Origin of the sequence: Goekera deserti (genome assembly GCF_010685995.1) — a bacterium.
GTDB classification, from domain to species: domain Bacteria; phylum Actinomycetota; class Actinomycetes; order Mycobacteriales; family Geodermatophilaceae; genus Goekera; species Goekera deserti.
Window position 1 is genome coordinate 467,358 of sequence record NZ_JAAGWK010000009.1, and the last position, 18,253, is coordinate 485,610.

Consider the following 18,253-nt stretch of genomic DNA (forward strand, 5'->3'; position numbering starts at 1 on the left):
CGACATGCCCCCCGCCCTCCCCGGCAGCCCGCGCCTGCCCTACGCCGCACTCCCGGCCGGGCTCCGTGCCGCGGTCGACGCCGCACTCGGGTCGCCGGTGACCGGCGTCTCACCCCGGCAGGGTGGCTTCTCCCCCGGCCCGGCCGCCGTGCTGACCTGCGCCGACGGCCGCCGGGCGTTCGTCAAGGCGGTCGGCACCCCGGTGAACGCCGACTCGGTGGACATCCTCCGGGCGGAGGGGCGGGTGACCGCCGCGCTGCCCGGCCGGCTGCCGGTCCCCCGGCTCCGCGACCAGGTCGAGTGGTCCGACGACGGCGGCGACTGGATCGCGCTGCTCTTCGACGTCCAGGACGGCGCACCACCCGCCCTGCCCTGGACCACCGACCGCGCCCGGACGGCGATGCGGGCGGTCGACCGGTTCGGCCGCTCCGCCACCCCCTGCCCGGTGCCCGGACTGCGGTCGCTGGCCGAGGGCCTGGCCGGGCCGTTCGCCGGCTGGCGGGAGCTCGGCGACGCCCCGGACCTGGACCCGTGGGAGCGCGACCGGCTGGACTGGCTGGCCGGTGCCGAGCAGCGGCTGGCCGACCGGGGTGGCCTGGAGGGCGACACCCTGGTGCACCTGGACCTGCGGGCGGACAACCTGCTGATCGCCCCGGACGGCGAACTCGTGCTCCTCGACTGAGAAAGGACCTCGTCCTCCCCACGACTCGCAAGCTCGCCGCGGGCCCCTGGACGAGGCCACGGCGGCGTGGACCCGGAGGAGCTGGTCGCCGCCAGCCCGCTGGTCTCCGCCGCCGACCCGGCCGACGTCACCGACCTGCTCGCCGGCCTGATGGGCATGTGGGCGCACCGGATGCGGCAACCGCCCCCGCCGGGGCTGCCGACGCTGCGGGCGTTCCAGCGCCGGTTCCACGACGCCTGCCTGGACTGGCTGGTGCGCCGCACCGCCGGCTGACCCGCAGGTCAGCCGGCGGTCTCGCGCACCACCGCGGCACCTCGCGCCGGCACCGTGACCTCGCCGTCGACGGTGGCGCCGGTGATCAGCTCGACGCCCCGGGCGGCCACCCGCTGCTCGGCACCCGTGTGGTCCAGGCAGAACAGGTAGGAGCGCTCGCCGTCGGCCGACACCCGCCGGACGACCTCGACCCCGGCGGGCGCCACCGCTGCGGGGCCCACGCCGACCTCCTGCAGCACCCGGTCCAGCAGCGCAGCCCACGAGGCGTCGTCCAGCTGGGTGGCGACGTACCAGGCGGCGCCACCGCCGGGCAGCGGGCGGCGGGTGACCGCCGGCTGACCGGGCAGCGGGCCGGCGGTGACCCGGGCGACCACCTCGACGTCGTCGTCGACCGTGCCCTCCTCCGACCACACCGTGCCCGCCCAGCCGTTCTCCAGCTCCAGGCGCTCCCCGGCCGGCAGCGGGTGGAACTGGTCCATCCGCACGCCGGTCAGGTCGGCGAAGGCACCGGGGTAGCCACCCGGTCGCACGTGGTCGTCCTCGTCGACGATGCCGGAGGAGCAGGTGACGACCACGGTGGCGCCCGCCGCGGCCGCGTCGGCGACGGCGGCCGCCGTCGCGTCGGTGCACAGGTGCAGCGTCGGCACGACCACGACGCGGTGGGCGGCGAGCACCCCGGCGAGGTCCGGCGTCGCCACCGGCACCACGTCGGACGTCACGCCCGCGGCCCGCAGCGCGCGGTGCACCGCCCGGCCGGCGTCGGTGTAGCCCATCAGCTCGCTGGGCCGGTTCGGTGCGTCACACGCCCACCAGGCCTGGTGGTCGAACAGCTGCGCCACGTCCGCCTGCACCCGGGTGCCGCGGACCTCGTCGATGCTCCGCAGCGCCCGGCCGAGCTCGCGGACCTCCCGCCAGAGCCGCGTGCGGGTGCCGGCGTGCGGCAGCAGCGCGGAGTGGTACTTCTCCGCCCCGGCCACGCTGGCCCGCCACTGGAAGAAGCAGACCCCGTCGGCGCCCCGCGCCACGTGCACCAGGCTGTCCCGCAGCGTCTCGCCGGGTCGCTTGGCCACGTTCACCGGCTGCCAGTTGACCGCGGAGGTCGCCTGCTCCATGAGCAACCACGGCCCCCCGCCGGCCAGGCCGCGGGTGAGGTCGGCGCAGAAGGACAGCTCGGCGTGCGGGTCGGGCAGCCGGTGGTCGAGGTAGTGGTCGTTGGAGACGACGTCCTGCCCGGCCGCCCAGGTGCCGTAGTCCATCGCCCACTGGTGGCTGGTCACCATGAAGTTCGTGGTGACCGGGACCTCGGGGGTGACCCGGCGCAGCACGGAGGCCTCGGCCTCGTACTGCTCCAGCAGCGCGTCGGAGGAGAAGCGCAGGAAGTCCAGCCGCTGCGTGGGGTTGCCGGTGGCCGTCGTCCGCCGGGGCACGCCGACCTCCGCCCAGTCGCCGTAGTGCTGGCTCCAGAACGCGGTGCCCCACGCCCGGTTCAGCTCGGCCAGCCCGGCCTCGCCGGTGCCGTACCGGCGCTGCAGCCAGGCCCGGAACGCCGTCGCCGACACGTCGCAGAAGCAGTGCACGTTGTGGCAGCCCAGCTCGTTGCTCACGTGCCACATCGCCAGGGCCGGGTGCTGCCCGTAGCGGGCGGCCAGCTGCTCCACGAGCAGCAGGGAGCGTTCCCGGTAGACCGGTGAGGACGGGCACCAGGTCTGCCGGCCGCCGATGGCGTACCGGGTGCCGTCCTCGGCGACCGGCAGCACCTCCGGGTGCAGCCGCGCCAGCCAGGGCGGCGCCGACGCGGTCGCGGTGGCCAGGTCGACGCGGATCCCGCCGGCGTGCAGCAGGTCCAGCACCTGGTCCAGCCAGCCGAACTCGTACCGGCCGGGCTCGGGCTCCAGCAGCGCCCAGCTGAACACCCCGACGGTGACCAGGTCGACCCCGGCCTCGCGCATGAGGGCGACGTCCTCGACCCAGACCTCCGGCGACCACTGCTCGGGGTTGTAGTCCCCGCCGAAGGAGATCGAGTCGGTGGGCCAGCGGCCCGCCGCCGGCCGCGCCACGCTCATCGGTCCGACCCGGCCGTGAGGCCCGCCTGCCAGTACCGCTGCAGCGCCAGGAAGGTGACGATCAGCGGGATCACGGAGACCAGCGAGCCGGTCACCGTGAGGATCTGCAGGGACGGGTCGCGGGAGACCTGCGACTGCCAGGAGAACAGGCCGTAGGTGATCGGCCACAGCTCGGAGCTGCGCAGCATGATCAGCGGCAGCAGGAAGTTGTTCCAGATGACCACGAACTGGAACAGGAAGATCGTCACCAGCGCCGGGCTCATCAGCCGCAGCCCGACCGTCACGAACACCCGCCACTCGCTGGCGCCGTCCAGCCGGGCCGCGTCGATCAGCTCGTCGGGCACCGAGGCGGCGGCGAAGATCCGGGACAGGTACACCCCGAACGGGCTGACCACGCTGGGCAGGAAGACCGACCAGTACGTGTCGGTGAGACCCACCCGGGCGAAGATCAGGAACAGCGGGAGCGCCAGCGCCGTCGCCGGCACGAGCACCCCGCCCAGGATCAGGGTGAACAGCGCCTCCCGGCCGCGGAAGCTGTACTTGGCCAGCGCGTAGCCGGCCATCGCCGACAGGAACGTGCCGACGGCGGCACCGAGCCCGGCGTACAGCAGGCTGTTGAGGCCCCAGCGCAGGAAGATGCCGTCGCTGCGGGAGAACAGGTCGGACAGGTTCCTGCCGAGGTTCCAGGTGCTGAACAGGAAGCCGTTGGACCCGATGAGGTCCGGCTGGGTCTTCGTCGCGTTGACGACCAGCCAGTAGATCGGCACCAGGAAGTACACGGCGGCGATGATCAGCAGCACCATCGCGATGCCGATGGCCAGCGGGGAGTCGGTGGTGGAGCGGCGGCCGTCCTGCCGGGCCGAGGCCTGCGCCCGGGACGCCCGCTGCGCCAGGCTGCCGCTCACAGCCCGGCCCGCTTGGACGTCGAGCGCAGGAAGGTCGAGGACAGGATGAACGTCGCCAGGGCGAGCACCACCGACATGGCCGCCGCCAGCGGGTAGTTGTTCGCGCTGGCGGTGTTGAACGCCAGCAGGTTGGGCGTGAAGTCCGACGGCACGTTGGTGGAGATGGCGCGGAAGACCACCGGTTCGGTGAACAGCTGGAGCGTCCCGATGATCGAGAAGACGGCGGTGAGGACCAGCGCCGGCAGGACGAGCGGGACCTTGATCGACCAGGCGGTGCGCAGGGCACCGGCGCCGTCGACCTTGGCCGCCTCGTAGACCGACTGCGGGATGGCCTGCAGGGCGGCGAAGATGATCAGCATGTTGTAGCCGGTGTAGGTCCAGGTCACCACGTTGGCGATGGACCACAGGATGGTGCCGGAACCGAGGAAGTCGATGCCGATCCCCCCGTCGTCCAGCGCCTTGACGATCGGGCTCAGCTGCGGGCTGTAGAGGAAGGCCCACATCAGCGCCGCGATGACCCCGGGGATGGCGTACGGCAGGAAGTACGCGATCCGGAAGAAGCGGTTGAGCCGGGCCGCCGTGGAGTCCAGCAACAGGGCCAGCAGCAGGGCGAACCCGAGCATCACCGGCACCTGGACGACGCCGAAGAGCAGCACCCGCCCGACACCCTCGCGGAACCCCGGGTCGCTGAAGACCCGGCCGTACTGCTCCAGGCCGGCGAACCGGGTGGTCGCCTCGCCGAAGATGCCGCCGGTGCGCTCGGTCTTGGTGAGGCTCTGCCCGATCGCATAGCAGATGGGGACGACGTAGAAGAGCACGAAGGGGACGAGGAACGGCAGGACGAAGCCGATCCACGCGCGGTTGGAGCGGCCCGGCCGACCCGTCCGCCGGCGCGCGGGGGCGCCGGCGGACGGGTCGGCCGTGGCCGGTTCGATGACGGTGGCCACGATGCTTCGGGTGTCGGCCGGGTCAGTCCGCGACCGGGACGCCCTGCGCCTCGAGCGACTCGCGCGACGCGGACTCGGCAGCGGTGAGCGTGTCCACCAGGGTGCCCTGGCCGTTGAGCGCGTCGGTGAAGCCGTCGCTCATGGCGGTGTAGGTGTCGGTCATGGTCGGACCCCACGTGAAGTCGGTGTCGACCTCGCCGGCGGCGGCGTTGAAGACGTCGAAGATCGTCTGGCCGCCGTAGAACTCGATGCCCTGCTCCAGGGCGGGCAGGTCGGCACCGGCGGTCGCGGCCGGGTACAGGCCACCCAGCTCGTTCTCCAGCGCCAGCGCCTCGGGGTCGGTGTTCAGCCACAGCGCGAACTCCGCGGCCTCGGCCGGGTGGTCGCTGCTGGACAGCACCGCGGTGGTCGAGCCACCCCAGTTGCCGGCCGCCTGGTCACCCTCGGCCCACTGCGGCAGGTCGGCGACGGCCCACTTCCCGGTCGTGGAGGCGGCGTTGTCGCGGATGGTGGAGTAGCCCCACGCCGCCGACGGCCAGCTGGCCACCGACCCGTTGGTCCAGGCCGCGTACAGCTCCGGGGAGAAGCCCTGCAGGTTGGTGGCGACGAGGTCCTCGTCGATCATGCGCTGCCAGTACTGCGCCACCTCCTGCGCCTCGGGGCTGTCCACGGTGACCCGGACCTGGTCGCCGTCGAGCTCGAAGAGGCTGGCACCGCGCTGCCAGAGCAGACCGGTGAACCAGTTGGCGTCGGCCTGCGGGAAGTGCGTGATGTACGCGCCGGTCGCCTGCTTGAGCTGCTTGGCGGCCTCGTAGTAGGCATCCCAGGTCGTCGGCGGCGTGGTGATGCCGGCCTGGTCGAAGAGGTCCTTGCGGTAGTACAGGGCCATCGGGCCGCTGTCCTGCGGGATCGCGTAGACGCCGTCGTCGCCGAGCTTGGTCTGCTGCCAGGTCCAGTCCGCGAACTGGCCCTCGGCGTCCGCGACGCCCGGGCAGGCCGAGATGTCGGTCAGGCCGTCCTGCAGCCGGAAGCTGGACAGCGAGTCGTACTCGATCTGGCTGAGGTCCGGGGACGTGCCGGCCTCCAGGCCGTTGAACAGGTTGTTGTACGTGCCCGCGTTGCCGGCCGGGGTCTCCTGCACCGTCACCTGGATGTCCGGGTTCTTCTGGTTCCACAGCTCGACCACCTGGTCCATCCCGGGCACCCAGGTCACGAACGTCAGCTCGACGTCCTCACCCGACGGCTCGCACGCGGCCGCCGAGCCGCTGCCGCCGTCCGCGTCGTCACCACCACCGCCGCAGGCGGAGAGCAGGACCAGGGGGACGGCGGCGAGGGCCGCGGTCAGGGTGCGCCGGTACATCAGGGAGGACTCCACAACGTCGAGAGAGGGATGTGTCCCACAGGTTGCGGAGACGTGACGATCGCGTCAATGGGCCGTCACCAGTCCGTGATCTGCGCGGACGGCGGGGGCCCTCCCCGACCGCCGGTCGGCCGGTCGGCGAGCGGGGAGTTGCGATCCCTCAGGGCACGAACGGGTCCACCGGACTGTCCGCCAGCAGCCGGCGCGTGGTCTGCAGACCCCACTCGTCGAGGTCGACCAGCCGGTCGCTGCTGGCCCGCAGGCCGCTGAACCGCTCGACGACGTCCGCCCAGTCCTCCCGTCGCTCCACGTGCGGCCCGGCGACGAGGCAGTCGGCGTCGTTGACCCAGAACCGGCCCTGCTGCCAGGCCCGCCAGCGGCTGTTCTGGGCGGCCGCCCGCTGGGAGGGCTGGGACAGGTCGCCGTCCGACGGCTCGTACCGGGCGTCGATGTCCGGCCCGATCCGCATGGCGTCGACCAGGCCCACGCTGGGCAGGACCGGGGCCCCGCAGCCGAGCAGGTAGGACTCCGGTCCGATGGCCTCGCGGATCACCTCGAGCCCGCGGCGGTAGGCCGGGACGCCGGTGACGGCCGGGTCGGCGCGCTGCCCCTCCATCGCCCCGGCGTACAGGAAGTCGATCTTGAAGTAGTCGATGCCGAGGGACCGCAGCGTGCCGAACACCTCACGCAGGTGGTCCTCCACCCCGGGGCTGGTGACGTCCAGGGCAGCCAGTGCCTGGTCCCAGCCCTCCGCGGGCTCCGCCCCGCCGACCAGCCACCCGGGGTGCTCGCGCGCCGTCGCCGACCGGGCACCCACCAGGAACGGCGCGACCCAGATGCCGGCGCGCCGGCCCCGCGCCCGGATCCGGTCGACCACGTCCGCCAGGGAGGAGAAGCGGTCGGACAGGGTCAGCCAGTCCCCGATCTCGGCCTGGTACCCGTCGTCGATCTGCACGACGTCCACGGGCAGCGCGAGGTCCTCGATCGCCTGCAGGTTCTCCTCGACGTCGTCCTGGGTGACCCGCGTGTAGTAGTGGTACCAGGAGCACCACACCGTGGGCGCCGCCCGCAGCGGCGGCACGCCCGCGGTGCGGGCCACGCCGTCGGCCCAGCGGGCCAGCGCGACGTCCAGCCGGGTCGCGCCGGCCGGTGCGGTCGCCCCGACGGGGCCCGGGTCCACGACCTGGTGCGCGCACTCCCCGGTGCTGCGCACGACCACGTGTCCGTCCTGCACCGTGGCGGTGACCTGCGGCACCGGCCCGGCCGGGTCCACCGCGCCGAAGACGTGGACGCCCTCCCCGGTGCCCGGGTCGACGGCCAGCAGGCCCTCCCCGCAGAAGGCGCCCTGGGGCGCCGCCCGGTCGGGGTGGTAGTTGCCCACCCGGCGGAAGTCGCTGACCGGCCGGAACGGGTCCTCGTCGAGCCGGTAGGCAGCGGTCGGGCTCCACGACTGCCAGCCGTGCTCGTAGACCAGGGCGGCGTCCGGGTCGACCTCGACCTGCACCGTCGTGGCCGCAGCACCGCCGGGCCCCTGCCCGGACGTCATCGCAGGACCGCCCGTCCGGCTCGGTGGGAGCGGGCACACGGAGGCGTCGTCATGGTCGGTCATGCTGGCACGGGCCCGCCTCACGGGCCGCACCCAGGCGCCTGTCCGTGAGGCCGGGGGGCGACGCCGCCCAGGTGCCGGGCGAGCAGCCGGCCCAGGTACCGGGCGAGCAGCCGGGTGTGCCGTGGTGACCACGTCACTGGTACCTTGGGAGACCGGTCCGCCGGCGGCTCGACGCTGGCCGCGGACGCACTGTCAGAAGTACACCTCCCTGCGAGACAACCGAGGCTCACGCGTGGCGAACATCAAGTCCCAGATCAAGCGGATCAAGACCAACGAGATCGCGCGCCAGCGCAACGTCGCGGTGCGCTCCGCCCTCAAGACGTCGGTCCGGCGCTTCCGCACCGCGGCCGAGTCCGGTGACAAGGACGCCGCCACCACGGCTCTGCAGGCCACCAGCAAGATGCTGGACAAGGCCGCCAGCAAGGGCGTCATCCACCGCAACCAGGCCGCCAACCGCAAGTCGGCCCTGGCCAAGCGCGTCGCCGCTCTCTGACCTCCCCGCCGCGCACGCGCGGTGGTGCCCGAGCCCCTGTCCCCCGTCGGGACGGGGGCTCGTCGCGTTCCCGGCCCTGGAGCGGCAGGACGGCGTGCCCGGGCCCGGCGGCGTGCGGTGCTGCCCGGCACCACTGAGCGTCGCCGAGCGGCGTGGGACCGTGCTCAGCGGCGCCGGGCGGTGCTCAGCGGCGAGGTGGGACCCGGCCGGCGCGGGCCGCCGACGTGTCGGAGCGGATCGCGACGATCCGGCGCACCGCCCGCTCGAGCGCGTAGTCGGCGCTGGCGGCCATGCCCTTCACGTCGGCGTTGAGCTCGGCGGTGACCACCAGCGACTGCTGCAACCCCTCGATGGACCACCCGCGGGCCTGTGACTGGGCCTTCTTCACCTTCCACGGTGGCAGCCGCAGGGTGCGGGCCAGCTCGCCGACGTCCCGGCTGCCCACCGAGGCCACCCGGGCGGCGGTGCGCACCCCGTCGGCCAGCGCGTCGGCGATGAGCACGTGCGGGACGCCGCGGTCCAGCGCCCAGCGCAGCATCTCGATCGACCCGGCGGTGTCCCCCACCAGGACGCGCTCGGCCACGGTGAACCCGGTGACCTCGGCCTGGCCCCGGTGGAAGCGCGCGACGGCCTCGGCGTCGACCACGCCGCCGAAGTCCGAGACGAGCTGGCCGGCGGCCGCCGACAGCGAGCGCAGGTCGTTGCCGACCGCCTCCACCAGGGCCGTGACGGCGTCCGGGGTGATCCGCCCGCCGTGCAGCCGCACCTCGTTGCGCACGAAGGCGATGCGCTCACCGGCGCTGGTCACCTTCGGGCAGTCGTCGACCGCCGCCCCCGCCGCGCGGAAGACCTTCACCAGCGCCTCGTTGCGCTTGCCGCCGTTGTGCACCAGCACCAGGGTCAGCGTCGGGTCCGGGTCCTTCGCGTAGGAGGCCAGCGCGTCGACCAGGGCGCCGGCGGCCTCGTGCACCCCGGTGACCACGACCAGCCGGTGCCCACCGAACAGCGAGGGCGCCAGCGCGTCGGCCAGCGTGCCCAGCGGGAGCCCGAGCGCGGCCATCTCGTGCTCCTCGGCGTCCGGGTCGCGGGCTCGGGTGGCTGCCCGGACGGCGGCGACCGCGCGGGACCGCAGCAGCTCCTCCTCACCCAGCACGACCCGCAGCCGGGACGTCGGTTCCACCGGGGTCGCAGCCACCCGGGCATCGTGCCACGCACCTCCGACGGCCCCGGCCGGGAACGCCTGCTCCCCCACCGGCCGGCCGGCCACGCCCGACCCCGCGCTGGCCACGGTCGTCGGTCGGGTGACCGGGTCGGGCTCCCCGGTGCCCGCGGCCAGGGGGCCTGCGGCGTCGACCGGGCCGTCGCCGTCGGTGACGCCGGTGGTCCGGGGGCGGGCGGCGTGGCAGCCCCGGGGGCGGCCCGCGGTGCCGTCCCGCGACCCCGTTCGGCCACCCCCCAGTCGCCGGCGGACCCGGCCACCGCCAGGTCGCCGCCCTGGTCGGTGCGCAGCACCCGCATCCCGTCCCGGGCGAGCTCGGCGAGCAGCGTCGGCGCGGGGTGGCCGTAGGTGTTGTCCGCGGCGACCGAGATCAGCGCCACCGCGGCCCCGGTCGCGGCGAGGAAGTCCGGGTCGACGTCGCCGCTGCCGTGGTGCGGCACCTTGAGCACGTCGGCCCGCAGGTCGGCACCGGAGGCCAGCACCCGGCGCTCGGAGTCGGCGCCGAGGTCTCCGGTGAGCAGCACGCGCACCCCGCGCTGCGTGGCCCGGACCACCATGGAGAGGTCGTTGGGGTCCGCGGCGGCGGTCGCCCGTCCGGGATCGGGTGCGAGCACCTCGAACGTCGCGGTCCCGACCTGCCGGTGGTCCCCCGGCAGCAGGGTCACCCGCTCGACACCGGCGTCCCGGAGGACTTCGTCCAGCGCCGGTACCCGCTCGTCGGACGGCGACAGCGCGCCGGTGGCCACCTCCCCCACCGTGCGGCCGTCCAGCGCGGCGGCCAGCCCGGTGACGTGGTCGGCGTCCAGGTGGGAGAGCAGCACCAGCGGCAGGGCGTCGATGCCCAGCCGGGTCAGGCAGGCGTCCACCAGGCCCGGGTCCGGGCCGGCGTCGACGAGCACCCCGCTGCCGGGGCCGGTGGGCAGCACCAGCGCGTCGCCCTGCCCGACGTCGCACGCCACCACGACGGTGTCGGGCACCGGCCAGCCGCGGGTGACCTGCCGGACCGGCCAGCCGAGGGCCAGCACCCCGACCAGCGCGGCCAGCGACAGCGGCCGCAGCCGGGGCCAGCGCACCAGCGCCCACACCACCGCGACGAGCACCACGGTCAGGGTCGCGGCGCCGAGCGTGCCGGCCGGCCAGCGGGCCGTGCCGTCGGGCACCGCGGCCGCACGCTCGGCCACCAGCACCAGCCACCGGACCGGCCAGCCGGCGCACCAGGTCAGCAGGTCGCCGACGCCGGGCACCAGCGGCGCGAGCAGGGCGGCGAGCAGGCCCAGCACGGTCGCCGGCGCCACCGCCGGCGCGGCCAGCAGGTTGGCCGGCAGGGACACCAGGCTCACCTGACCGGAGAGGCCGGCCACCAGCGGGGCGGTCGCCGCCCCGGCGGCGGCGCTCACGGCCAGCGCGTCGGCGAGCAGTGCGGGCACGCCGCGCCGCCGCAGGCCCCGGGCCCAGCCCGGGGACAGCAGCACGATCGCGGCCGTCGCGGCCACCGACAGCGCGAAGCCCGGGTCGGTCGCGAACCCGGGCCGGCCGAGCAGCAGCACCACGACCGCGGCGCACAGCGCCGGCACGGCGGCGCGGGGCCGGCCCGACGCGAGCGCCAGCAGGGTCACCCCGGCCATGGCCGCCGCGCGGACGACGCTGGCACTGGGCCGGGCGAGCACCACGAAACCCAGCACGCCGAGCGCACCGGCCACCGCCTGCCAGCGCCGGTCGACCAGCCGCCGGCGCAGCGGCCACAGCAGCAGGGTGAGCACGATCGCCACGTTCGCCCCGGACACCGCGGTCAGGTGGGAGAGCCCGGCCGCCCGGAACTCGTCCTCCAGACCGGGGTCCATCTCGCTGGTGTCGCCGACGACCAGCCCGGGCAGCAGGCCGGCGGCCGGCGCGGGCAGCACCCGCTGCGCGGAGTCGGCCAGCGCGGAGCGTACGGCGCCGGCCAGCTCCTGCACCGAGCCCGCGTCCCCGAGCAGCTCCGGCGGGCCCTGCACGGTCAGCACCGCGACGACGTCGCCGGGCTCCCGGGGCGCGGCGACCTCGGCCCGGACCCGCAGTTGCTGCCCCGGCAGCAGCCCCACCCACCCGTCGGCCGGGACGAACAGCAGCACCGGGTCGCCGCCGAGCCCGGTGCTGCGCCCGCCCTGGTCGAGCCGGGTCAGGTCGGCGTCGGCGATGGCGCGCCCCGGACCGGCGGTGGGCAGCGGCCGCGGGTCCGACCGCAGCACCAGCTCGGCGACCACCGTGCCACCGGCCGCGGCCACCGGGTGCACCGCGGACTCCCGCTGCAGCTGGCCCCGCACCGCCCCGAGCGCGCAGGTCACCGCGAGCGCGGTCAGCACCAGGGCCACGGCCGCCGGCCGCCGCCACTCCGGATGACGCCCGGCCCGGGGCCACCTCGGGCGCGCGGAGCCGAGCACCCGTGCGGCTGCGGCGCCCGCCCCCAGCGCCACCCCCGCGAGCACCACCGGCGACACCCGGGCGGCCGCGAGCGTGACGGCCCAGACGGTGGCCGCCGCCGGCACCAGCCGGGCGTCCAGCCACGACCACCGCCCGTCCGGCGCTGCCCGCCGCACCTGCGCCCCCTGCACCCTGGTCGCCCGCCGCCGAGCCGCCGGCTCCCGAGCCACCTGCCCCCGAGCTGCCTCTCCCCGAGCCACCGGTCCCCGAGAGCCCTGCCCCCCAGAGCCCTGCCCCCGAGCGCCCTGCCCCCGAGCGCCCTGCCCGCTGGTCCCTCGCACCCGGGTCCCCCGCGCCCGAGTCCCCGGCGCTGGAGTGCGCCACACGGCGAACGGCCTGCCGGGGCGCCCGGGCGGTGCGGCGTCTCCGGCCGGCGGGCCGCTCACACCCGGACCAGGGGGGCCAGCTCCTCGAACGCCACCGGGCCGATGCCCTCCACGTCGTCCAGCTGGTCGATCGAGGTGAACGGGCCCTCGCTGGTGCGGTGGTCGACGATCCGCTGGGCCAGCACCGGGCCGATGCCCGGCAGGGCGTCCAGGTCGGCCACCGTGGCCGTGTTCAGGTCGACCGGCCCGCTGGTGGCCGCGCCCGCCGCCGTCGGGGCCGCGGCCGCCCCGGGCACACCGACCGCGATCTGCTGGCCGTCGACGACCAGCGCGGCCGCGTTGACCGACGCGGGGTCGGCCTCGGGCAGCAGGCCGCCGGCGGCGGTGAGGGCGTCGGCCACCCGGGAGCCCGTCGGCAGGGAGACCAGCCCGGGCGTCCGCACCAGCCCGACCACGGAGACCACCACCACTGCGGGCGTCGACGGGCCGACGCCTGCCTCGGTCCCCGGCGGCTGACCCGGTGCCGGCGCCTGGCCCGATGCGGGCGCCTGACCCGGCGCGGCGTCTGCCGTCGCCGCGGGCACCGTGTCGACGCCGGCGGGCACCGGTTCGACGTCCGGGCGGCCCAGCCAGCTCCAGCCGGCCACCGCCAGTGCAGCGAGCAGCCCGACGACCCACATCGCCCACGCCCCGGGCCGGCCGGGGTCGACCCGGGCCGCCGCACCCGGCGCCCGGTGCCTGCCCAGGCCGTCGGGCAGCGCCGCCCGCAGCCGGTCCACCCGCAGTCGGTCCACCCGCACCGGGCGCCCGGGCGCGTGCCGCCCCGCGGGGACCGGCACGGTCCCCGCGTCCCACGAGGCCTCGTCATCGTCATCGTCCGGTTCGTCGTCCGGGTCCGGCGCCGGGGCGAGCTCACCGACCAGCGCGGGGTCGTCCTCGTCGTCGGGCAGCCACCCGCGGGGCCCGCCGCCCTCGTCGAGCAGCACCCGCAGCCGGGCGCGGATCACGTCGGCGTCGTCGGAGCGGCGTGGGGAGGTCAGCACCCGCCGGACGCTAGGGGCGACGGGCGGGCAGCGGAGCCACCTGTGAGGATCTGTGGACGACGACCCCGCATGTGGACAGGAGGAGCCAGCGCCGTGCCGTCTCGGTCCATCCTCCGGCGGTGCACCTCGACCCCCACCCGCCGCGCCGTCGCCGTCGCACTGCTGGTCGGCGTCCCGTTGGCGCTGGCCGTGCCACTGCTGCCGGTGGCCGGCGGCGACATCGTCGCCCAGCGCTTCTGGGCCGGCTGGGGCGCCTCCCACAGCGGCTCACCGGTCGACTTCAGCTGGTACGGCGGCACCCCGTCGGTGTCCTACAGCCTGGTGACGCCGTGGGTGATGGCGCTGGTCGGGGTGGCCGGGGCCGGGGTGGCCGGCACGGTGGTCGGCTCGGTGCTCACCGGGGTGCTGCTGGCGCGCTCGGGCACCCGGCGCCCGGCCGCCGGAGCGGCGGTGGCCGCGGTGATGTTCGCCGCCGACCAGCTGTCCGGGCGGATCACGTTCGGCATGGGCGCGGCGGCCGGGGTGGGGGCGCTGTGCCTGCTGACGCTGCCGGCGCGCACCCGGGCCCGGCGGGTGGCGCGGTGCACCGGCGTGGCCGCGGCCGCGGCGCTCGCCGGGGCGCTGAGCCCGGTGGCCAGCGCGCTCCTGCTGGTGCCCGCGGGCGCCTGGCTGCTCGCCGGTGGGCGCGCGGGCGTCCGCGCCCGGCTGCCGGAGAGCGTCTGCCTGGCCGGTGGCGCGTTGGCGCCGCTGCTGGCGATGACGCTGCTGGGCGCCGCGCAGGGGCTCAGCGGTGCCAGCAGCCACCAGGTGCTGGGGATGGCGCTGGCGCTGCTGGTCGTCCTGGCCGCCGCCCGCGACCACCCCGCGGTGCGCGTCGGGGTGCTGCTCACCCTGCTGGCCCTGGTCCTGGTCTGGGTGCTGCCCGACCCGGTGGGGTCCAACCTGACCCGCATCGTGCTGCTCTTCGCACCGCCGTTGGTGGTGGCGATCGGTCCGCGGCGTCCGGTGGAGCTGGCGCTGGCGGCGGCGCTGGTGGTGTGGGTGCTGCCGCCGCTGGTCCCCGCCGACCTCAACGACGACGGTCCCCCGGTGGCCACCGCCCGGGCCGACGGCCTGCTGGCTGCGCTGCGCGAGCGCACGCCGGTCGGCCGGGTCGAGGTCGTCCCGCTGAACAGCCACCTGGAGTCCCAGGCCGTCGCCGAGGAGTTCCCGATCGCGCGGGGATGGCTGCGCCAGGTCGACATGGTCCGCAACCCGCTGTTCTACGACGGCTCGCTGGACCCGGCCAGCTACCGGGCCTGGCTGCTGGAGCGGGGGGTGGGCTACGTCGCCCTGCCGCGGGCCCGGGTCGACTGGCCCGACCACCGGGAGGCCGCGATCGTCCGGGCCGGGCAGCCCTGGCTGCAGCAGGTGTGGCGCGACGCCGACTGGACGCTCTACGCCGTCCAGGGCGGCGACCTGGTGCAGGGCCCGGCGACGCTGGTGTCCTCCGACCGCGAGGGCCTGGTGCTGGACGTCGAGCACGCCGGGGTGGTCGACCTGTCGCTGTTCTGGAACCGGGCGCTGACCGTGCGCGGCCCGGACGGGTGCCTGCGCCCCGGCGACGGCGAGGGCCGGGTCCGGCTGGACGCCGCCGAGCCGGGCACCTACCGGGTCACCAGCGCCTGGCTGCCCTCCGGTCACTGCTGAGCGGGTCGCGCGCCGGTCAGCCGGCGGCAGGGTCGGGGGCCGCCGATCAGTCGTCGGACGGGGCGGCCGGTCGCTCGGCGCCGGAGCCGGCCGGTCCCGGGTGGGTGTCGCCGGCGCCGTCCGGCGGGCCCGGGCGGCGCGGCGCGTCCACCACGATGCCCACCGCACCGGGTCCGACGTGCGCGCCGATGGCCGCGCCCAGCTCGCTGACGTGCAGCTCGGTCAGGTGCGGCAGGCGCTCGCGCAGCTGCTCGGCGAGCCGCTCGGCGCGCTCCGGGGCGGCCAGGTGGTGCACCGCCACGGCGGACGAGTCCCCGGCCACCTCCACGGCGCGCTGCACCAGCCGTGCCAGGGCACGGGAGCTGGTGCGCACCTTCTCCAGCACGACGATCCGGCCGTCCTCCACGTGCAGCACCGGCTTCACCGCGAGCGCGGTGCCCAGCACGGCTGCGGCCGACCCGATCCGGCCGCCGCGGCGCAGGTGCTCCAGTGTGTCGACGACGAAGAACGTCCTGGTGCCGGCGGCCGTCTCCCGCGCCGCGGCCGCGACCCCGGCCGCGTCCGCACCGGCGGCGGCGGCCCGGGCAGCGGCCAGCACGGCGAAGCCACCGCCCATCCCGGCCGAGCGGGAGTCCACCACCGTGACGACGTGCTCCCCGACCTGCGCCGCGGCGAGCCGGGCGGCGTCCCACGTGCCCGACAGCTCACCGGACAGGTGCACCGAGACGATCGCGTCGGCGCCGGCGGCGAGCCGGCGCCGGTAGGCGGTGACGAAGTCGCCCGGGGTGGGCCGCGAGGTGGACACCTGCTGGCCGCGCACCGCCAGCGACTGGGCCACGTCGGCCGGGCTGACGTCCCGGCCCTCGGTGCCCGACCGTCCGGCCAGCACCACGTAGAGCGGGACGACCTCGATGCCGTGCCGCTCGACCAGCTCCGGGGGCAGGTAGGCCGTGGAGTCGGTGACCACGGCGACCCGCATCCGGTGAGGCTATCGGTCCCGCGGCGCGCGCTCTCGCGGCATCGCTGCCCGGGCCCGCCACGGGGCCCTCAGCTGCTCGCGTCGGCGTCCTGCGCGGGGGCCGTGCCGTCGTCGACGGTCGCCGGTGCCCCGCCGACGTCGACGCCGACGTCCCCGCCGGAGCGCCGGTCGGGCAGGACGCTGCCGGTCGCGGTGCCCGGTGGCAGCCCGGTGTTGTGCTGGGTCAGCCGCCACCGTCCGTCCCGCGACCGCAGTTCGCTCCAGCGGCAGTTGCCCAGCGGCCCGAGCACCCGGCGCTGCTGCGACCCCAGCTCGAGCAGCGCCTCGATCATGCGCAGGCTGGTGCCCCCGTGGGTGACCACCACGGCGACCGGTGCCGGCGGCAGGTCGGCCAGCGCGGCCAGGGCGCGGGCGGCGACCTCGGGCGGCTGCTCACCGCCGCGCCCGGGCACCGGCCGCCCGGCCATCCAGTCGGCGAACTGGTCGGGGAAGCGCTCGGCCACCTCGTCCCGGGTCAGGCCCTCCCACGAGCCGAGCCCGTTCTCCCGCAGCCGCTCGTCGCAGCGCAGCGGCAGGCCCAGGAGGTCCCCGAGTGCGGTGGCCGTCTGCACCGCGCGCACCAGGTCGCTGCTGACCAGCACGGAGTCGGCCGCCCCCACCCCGGCGGCGGCCAGGAGCGGCGCGGTCTCCCGGGCCTGCTGGTGCCCGGTGGCGTCCAGTGGCGGGTCCAGCTGCCCCTGGAACCGGCCGGCGGCGTTCCACGCCGTCCGGCCGTGCCGCCACAGGACCAGCCGCGGGACGGCGATGTCCGGCAGCGGCCGGCCGCTCACGGGCGGGGCTCGCCGCCCTCGGCGGTGACGGCCTCGCCGCTCGCGGGGTCGCCGCTCGCGGGGTCGCCGGCGTCGGTGACGGCCGGCGTGGCGTCGGGAGCGGCGGCACCGGTGGGCAGGGCCGAGTCGGTGAACGGGATCTGCGGGCAGTCCTTCCAGAGCCGCTCGAGGGAGTAGTACGCCCGCTCCTCGGCGTGCTGGACGTGCACCACGACGTCGACGAAGTCCAGCAGCACCCAGCGCGACTCGGCCACGCCCTCCCGGCGGACCGGCTTCACGCCGTGCGCCCGCAGGCGCTCCTCCACGCCGTCCACGATGGCCTGCACCTGGCGCTCGTTCGGCGCGGCGGCCAGGACGAAGGCGTCGGTGATGGCCAGCCGGTCGCTGACGTCGACGATGGACACGTTGGTGGCGAGCTTGTCCGCGGCAGCCTGGGCTGCCAGCAGCGCGGTCTCCCGGGCCTCGGTCGAGGCGGTCATCGGGGCATCTCCTGCAGTTCGGGGGACGGCGGGTCCCCTGGCCGGTCGAGCTGGTCGGGTGCGGCACCGTCCACCGCGGGGTCGGGCGTCTCCGCGCCGGCCGGGCCGCGCGCGGGCAGCCCGGCGCCGGCCGGGGCCAGGTGCGGGGCGGTGCGCGCGGGGGTCTGCCCCGTGCCCGCCCGCTGCTGGGGCCGGCCGGTGCGGTACAGCCCGCGCTTCTCGATGTACTGGACGACGCCGTCGGGCACGAGGTACCAGACCGGCATCCCGCGGCCCACCCGCTCCCGGCAGTCCGTGGAGCTGATCGCGAGCGCCGGGATCTCCACCAGGCTCACCGCGCCCGCGGGCAGGTCGGTGTCCTCCAGCTGGTAGCCCGGGCGGGTGACGCCGACGAAGCGGGCGAGGTCGAACAGCCGGTCGGAGTCGCGCCAGCCGACGATCTGGGCCAGCGCGTCGGCGCCGGTGATGAAGAACAGCTCGGCGTCCGGGCGCTGGCGGTGCAGGTCGGTGAGGGTGTCCACGGTGTACGTCGGGCTGTCCCGGTCGACGTCCACCCGGCTGACGGAGAAGCGCGGGTTGGAGGCCGTGGCGATGACGGTCATGAGGTAGCGGTCCTCGGCCGGGCTGACCTCGCGGTCGCTCTTCTGCCACGGCAGACCGGTGGGCACGAAGACGACCTCGTCCAGCCCGAACAGGCCGGCGACCTCGCTGGCGGCGACGAGGTGGCCGTGGTGGACCGGGTCGAAGGTCCCGCCCATCACGCCGAGTCGAGTGCCAGCCACCGCCCGAGCCTAGCCCGGGGCCGCCACCGCGGGCCCGCGAGCACCCGGCCGGCGGCCCGGACCGGGCCGGCGGCCACCGGGTGGTGCGAGGCGACGCCACCCGCACCCGGTCAC

15 protein-coding genes and 1 pseudogene are annotated in these 18,253 nt (G+C 76.1%); 4 read left to right on the forward strand and 12 right to left on the reverse strand.

Going from position 1 to position 18,253, the window contains the following annotated elements:
- The first annotated feature begins 4 nt into the window (after positions 1-4).
- Together G1H19_RS06610 and G1H19_RS06615 are read left to right on the forward strand one after the other, a co-directional pair.
- The gene (locus tag G1H19_RS06610; RefSeq protein WP_152728448.1) at positions 5-682 is read left to right on the forward strand and encodes an aminoglycoside phosphotransferase family protein; all 678 of its coding nucleotides are present in this window, start codon (positions 5-7) and stop codon (positions 680-682) included.
- Positions 683-748: 66 nt separating this feature from the next.
- Positions 749-955 carry a hypothetical protein gene (locus G1H19_RS06615; protein WP_152728445.1) on the forward strand — a complete coding sequence of 69 codons (207 nt, stop codon included), beginning with the start codon at positions 749-751 and terminating at the stop codon, positions 953-955.
- 8 nt (positions 956-963) lie between these two features.
- Here the strand turns inward: G1H19_RS06615 and G1H19_RS06620 are convergent, their stop codons facing one another.
- From G1H19_RS06620 to G1H19_RS06640, 5 genes are all read right to left on the reverse strand, one after another.
- On the reverse strand, positions 964-3,018 hold the full coding sequence (locus G1H19_RS06620) for a beta-galactosidase (RefSeq protein WP_152728443.1): 2,055 nt from the start codon (positions 3,016-3,018) through the stop codon (positions 964-966).
- Positions 3,015-3,923 (reverse strand): carbohydrate ABC transporter permease, encoded by a 909-nt coding sequence (locus tag G1H19_RS24425; RefSeq protein ID WP_202925841.1) that lies wholly within the window; start codon positions 3,921-3,923, stop codon positions 3,015-3,017. Before G1H19_RS24425 ends, G1H19_RS06620 begins: the two co-directional genes overlap by 4 nt.
- Complete coding sequence (locus G1H19_RS23030; RefSeq protein ID WP_217269518.1) at positions 3,920-4,870, reverse strand: carbohydrate ABC transporter permease; 951 nt, start codon at positions 4,868-4,870, stop codon at positions 3,920-3,922. Before G1H19_RS23030 ends, G1H19_RS24425 begins: the two co-directional genes overlap by 4 nt.
- A gap of 22 nt (positions 4,871-4,892) precedes the next feature.
- Positions 4,893-6,245, reverse strand: coding sequence for an ABC transporter substrate-binding protein (locus G1H19_RS06635; protein WP_202925842.1), 1,353 nt, complete (start codon positions 6,243-6,245; stop codon positions 4,893-4,895).
- Positions 6,246-6,390: 145 nt separating this feature from the next.
- Complete coding sequence (locus G1H19_RS06640) at positions 6,391-7,776, reverse strand: glycoside hydrolase family 36 protein (protein ID WP_152728439.1); 1,386 nt, start codon at positions 7,774-7,776, stop codon at positions 6,391-6,393.
- Positions 7,777-8,071: 295 nt separating this feature from the next.
- Between G1H19_RS06640 and rpsT the strand changes: the two genes are divergently transcribed.
- Positions 8,072-8,332 (forward strand): 30S ribosomal protein S20, encoded by a 261-nt coding sequence (gene rpsT, locus G1H19_RS06645; protein WP_162392635.1) that lies wholly within the window; start codon positions 8,072-8,074, stop codon positions 8,330-8,332.
- A gap of 184 nt (positions 8,333-8,516) precedes the next feature.
- On the opposite strand, the gene holA is transcribed toward rpsT, so the two are convergent.
- The 3 genes and pseudogenes from holA to G1H19_RS06655 all read right to left on the reverse strand — a co-directional run bounded on the left by holA (position 8,517) and on the right by G1H19_RS06655 (position 13,380).
- On the reverse strand, positions 8,517-9,584 hold the full coding sequence (holA, locus tag G1H19_RS23035) for a DNA polymerase III subunit delta (RefSeq protein WP_407647109.1): 1,068 nt from the start codon (positions 9,582-9,584) through the stop codon (positions 8,517-8,519).
- 452 nt (positions 9,585-10,036) lie between these two features.
- Positions 10,037-11,392: pseudogene (locus tag G1H19_RS24860) on the reverse strand (ComEC/Rec2 family competence protein); the annotation flags it as partial.
- Between the two features lie 1,001 nt (positions 11,393-12,393).
- The gene (locus tag G1H19_RS06655) at positions 12,394-13,380 is read right to left on the reverse strand and encodes a ComEA family DNA-binding protein (RefSeq protein WP_162392636.1); all 987 of its coding nucleotides are present in this window, start codon (positions 13,378-13,380) and stop codon (positions 12,394-12,396) included.
- Between the two features lie 93 nt (positions 13,381-13,473).
- Here G1H19_RS06655 and G1H19_RS06660 point away from each other — a divergent pair, with 93 nt between their 5' ends.
- Positions 13,474-15,069, forward strand: a complete 1,596-nt coding sequence (locus tag G1H19_RS06660) for a hypothetical protein (RefSeq protein WP_152728435.1) — start codon at positions 13,474-13,476, stop codon at positions 15,067-15,069.
- 46 nt (positions 15,070-15,115) lie between these two features.
- Here G1H19_RS06660 and G1H19_RS06665 read toward each other — a convergent pair whose 3' ends face one another.
- The 4 genes from G1H19_RS06665 to nadD form a co-directional block, all read right to left on the reverse strand.
- The gene (locus G1H19_RS06665) at positions 15,116-16,048 is read right to left on the reverse strand and encodes a DegV family protein (RefSeq protein WP_152728433.1); all 933 of its coding nucleotides are present in this window, start codon (positions 16,046-16,048) and stop codon (positions 15,116-15,118) included.
- Between the two features lie 68 nt (positions 16,049-16,116).
- Positions 16,117-16,878, reverse strand: coding sequence for a histidine phosphatase family protein (locus tag G1H19_RS06670; RefSeq protein WP_162392637.1), 762 nt, complete (start codon positions 16,876-16,878; stop codon positions 16,117-16,119).
- Positions 16,875-17,357 (reverse strand): ribosome silencing factor, encoded by a 483-nt coding sequence (gene rsfS, locus G1H19_RS06675; protein WP_235909499.1) that lies wholly within the window; start codon positions 17,355-17,357, stop codon positions 16,875-16,877. Before rsfS ends, G1H19_RS06670 begins: the two co-directional genes overlap by 4 nt.
- Positions 17,354-18,139, reverse strand: coding sequence for a nicotinate-nucleotide adenylyltransferase (gene nadD, locus G1H19_RS06680; RefSeq protein ID WP_235928029.1), 786 nt, complete (start codon positions 18,137-18,139; stop codon positions 17,354-17,356). The genes rsfS and nadD overlap by 4 nt, the downstream gene beginning before the upstream one ends.
- Between the last annotated feature and the right edge of the window lie 114 nt (positions 18,140-18,253).